3 protein-coding genes are annotated in these 2,952 nt (G+C 64.0%); all 3 read left to right on the top strand.

Annotated features, from left to right (window positions below):
* Positions 1 to 588 (top strand): L,D-transpeptidase (locus EOA85_RS31415; RefSeq protein ID WP_164760002.1); only part of this gene is annotated, 588 nt, incomplete at its 5' end.
* Between the two features lie 120 nt (positions 589 to 708).
* Positions 709 to 1,875 carry a diphosphate--fructose-6-phosphate 1-phosphotransferase gene (locus EOA85_RS31410; protein ID WP_127212328.1) on the top strand — a complete coding sequence of 389 codons (1,167 nt, stop codon included), beginning with the start codon at positions 709 to 711 and terminating at the stop codon, positions 1,873 to 1,875.
* Positions 1,876 to 1,907: 32 nt separating this feature from the next.
* Positions 1,908 to 2,633 (top strand): MBL fold metallo-hydrolase, encoded by a 726-nt coding sequence (locus tag EOA85_RS31405; protein WP_127212327.1) that lies wholly within the window; start codon positions 1,908 to 1,910, stop codon positions 2,631 to 2,633.
* The last annotated feature ends 319 nt before the right edge of the window (positions 2,634 to 2,952 follow it).

Genomic DNA, 2,952 nt, shown 5'->3' with positions numbered 1-2,952 from the left:
GGCGCGATCACCCCCATCCGCCCGAGCATCAGCGTCGACAAGAACATCACCAGTCCCGATGTGATGTATGCCTCCGTCACCGACGGCGGCTTCACGCTGCCGGAAGTGCCCTACCTCAAAGTCAAGCCGGAGTTCCGTCGCCAGATCGTCGTCGACCCGACCGGCGAGCAGCCCGGCACCATCGTCGTCCATTCGCAGGAGCGGCTGCTCTACCTGGTGCAGCCCGGCGGTGACGCGATCCGCTACGGCGTCGGCATCGGCAAGGAAGGCTTCCGCTGGTCCGGCCGCGCCAACATTCAGTACGGCAAGGAATGGCCGACCTGGACGCCGCCGGCCGAGATGATCGCCCGCAAGCCGGAACTGGTGAAATGGCAGGCCGGGCAACCCGGCGGCCTCGACAACCCGCTCGGCGCGCGCGCGCTGTACATCTACCAGAACGGCCACGACACCGGCTACCGCATCCATGGTTCGCCCGAATGGTGGAGCATCGGCCAGGCGATGTCGTCGGGCTGCGTTCGCCTGATCAACCAGGACATCATCGACCTCTACAGCCGCGTCTCCAGGAAGAACCCGGTCGTCGTCGTCTGACCCTCCCGGTCGTCGTGTGATCCGATAGCGTGGCCGGCGCGGCCGCTCGACTCTCCCGTTGCGTGATCTCGCAAGACAGGCGAATGTGCCTGCAAAGCCACTGCTCGGGAGACGTGAAGCATGTCCGGAACTTTTGTGATCGCGCAAGGCGGCGGTCCGACCGCCGTCATCAACCAGACGATGGTGGGCGCTGCGCTCGAAATCCGCAAGCGGCATCCCGGCGCTAAGGTCCTGGGCTCGATCCATGGCGTGCGCGGCATTCGTGACGGCAACTATATCGATCTCTCAGCGATTCCAGAGGATCGGCTGCGGCTGATTGCGGCAACGCCGAGCGCCGCGCTTGGCTCGACGCGCGACAAGCCGGATGACGCCTATTGCGAGATCATCCTCAACGGTCTGAAGAAGGCCGGCGCCGACGCGTTCATCTATATCGGCGGCCACGATACGTCGGGCACGCAGCAGATCCTGACCGATGCCGCCGGCGGCAAGATAGCTTTCGTCCATGCGCCGAAAACCATCGACAACGATCTCGAGGAGAACGACCACACGCCCGGCTTCATTTCGGCAGCCGAGTTCGTCTCCGGCGCCTTCCTCTCGGTCGACCTCGACTTCCGGGCTCTGCCGGGTATCTATGTCGGCATCGTCATGGGGCGGCATGCCGGCTTCCTCACCGCCGCCGCTGCCGCATGGCAGCTTGACCCCGACAGCGGCCCGCATCTCGTCTATGTGCCGGAGCGGCCGTTCTCGGCTGCGGCCTTCATCGACGACGTGCGCGCCACGCTCGACCGCCACAAGCGCTGCATCGTTGCCGTGTCCGAAGGCGTCAGCACCGCCGACGGCAAGGCACTGGTCGAAAGCCTTGTCCCGCCGGAGAAACTGGAGCGCGATGCGCATGGCAACGTCAAGCTGTCGGGCAGCGACCTGCCGGCCGCCCTCGAGCGCGCGCTAGCCGAAGGATTGCCGGGCAAGCGGGCGCGTGTCGATGCGCTCGGCTACATGCCGCGCGGCTATGTCGGCGCCATCAACGCCGTCGATGCGCAGGAAGCTTTCGACGCCGGCGTTTTTGCCGTCGCTGTCGCCGAACAGGGCGGCGGCTCGGTGGCGCTGCAATATGACGGCAAGAAAACCGTGCTGAAGAAGGTGCCGCTGAAAAACGTCGCCGGCAAGACCCGCCACATGCCCGACGATTTCATGCTGCCGGAGGTCAACCAACTCTCCGATGCAGGCATGGCCTATCTGAAGCGACTGGTTCCAGAAAAATACAAGGTTGGAAAACCGTTCGTCTGATGCCGGCCTCTTCTGATGCCGGATATCTTGTGATGCTTGACTGGTTCAGCAAGACGAAGGTCGACACCGTTACAACCATGCTGACGGAGCCGTTCGTGCATGATTTCGTGCGCGCCAACATCTGGCATCTTCGCGGCCGCGACATCGACCTGCTTGTCGACACCGGCATGGGCATCCGCCCGCTGGCGCCGGAGATCGACACGCCGGCGGGCAAGCCGCTGCTCGTCGTCGCCACCCATATCCATCTCGACCATGTCGGCTCGCTGCACGAATTCCCGCTGCGGGCCGGGCCGAGACACAGCGCCGCGTATTTCAACAGCATGGATGACGCCGTCACCTACGCCCACATGTTCCACGATCTCGAAGACGCCGTCTCGAAGTTGCCGGCGCCCGGCTGGAAAGCCGCCGATTACAAGATTCCGCCGGCGCCGCTGATGCGAACACTTGACGAGGGCGACACGGTCGATCTCGGTGACCGGCTGTTCCGCGTGCTGCATCTGCCCGGCCATTCGCCCGATTCGATCGCGTTGTTCGACGAGGCCGACGGCCTGTTCTTCGCCGGCGACGCCATCTACGACGCGATGCTGATCGACGACCTGCCGGACTCCGACCGATCAGCCTATCGCCGGACGATGCAGCGGCTGCTCGATCTGCCGATCCGCATCGGTCATGGCGGCCACGGCCCGAGCTTCGACGCCAAACGGATGCGCGAGATCGCCAACGGCTATCTCGGGCGGACAGACGGGATCGGCACATAAGAGGCTTCGATGGCCGGCAGGACAGAGCCGGGAAGACATGCGAGCTGGTGATCCCTGTCGGCAATTTGTTCTTGTTATCCATTTCCGCATGGTGCTGATCGCCAACAACCCTCCGCAAGCCGGGTTTGTTGTTTCAGGTCGGCGCTACTCCTCTTCATCAAGGTTCCACTCCAGCCATGCATCTGGCGAGCGGGCGACACCGACCCGATAAATTAAATCTTCGTAATATCATCTGGTAACCGCAATCGCCGCCCTAGATGCGGGGGCTGTCGATCCGGTCGGCTGCCTGCCAGGCGAGACAGGCAAGACGACCCTCGAC

Source organism: Mesorhizobium sp. M5C.F.Ca.IN.020.29.1.1 (assembly GCF_003997375.1).
Lineage (GTDB): Bacteria > Pseudomonadota > Alphaproteobacteria > Rhizobiales > Rhizobiaceae > Mesorhizobium > Mesorhizobium wenxiniae.
Note: the sequence above shows the minus strand (reverse complement) of the source record. Positions and strands in the feature narration are given on the sequence as shown.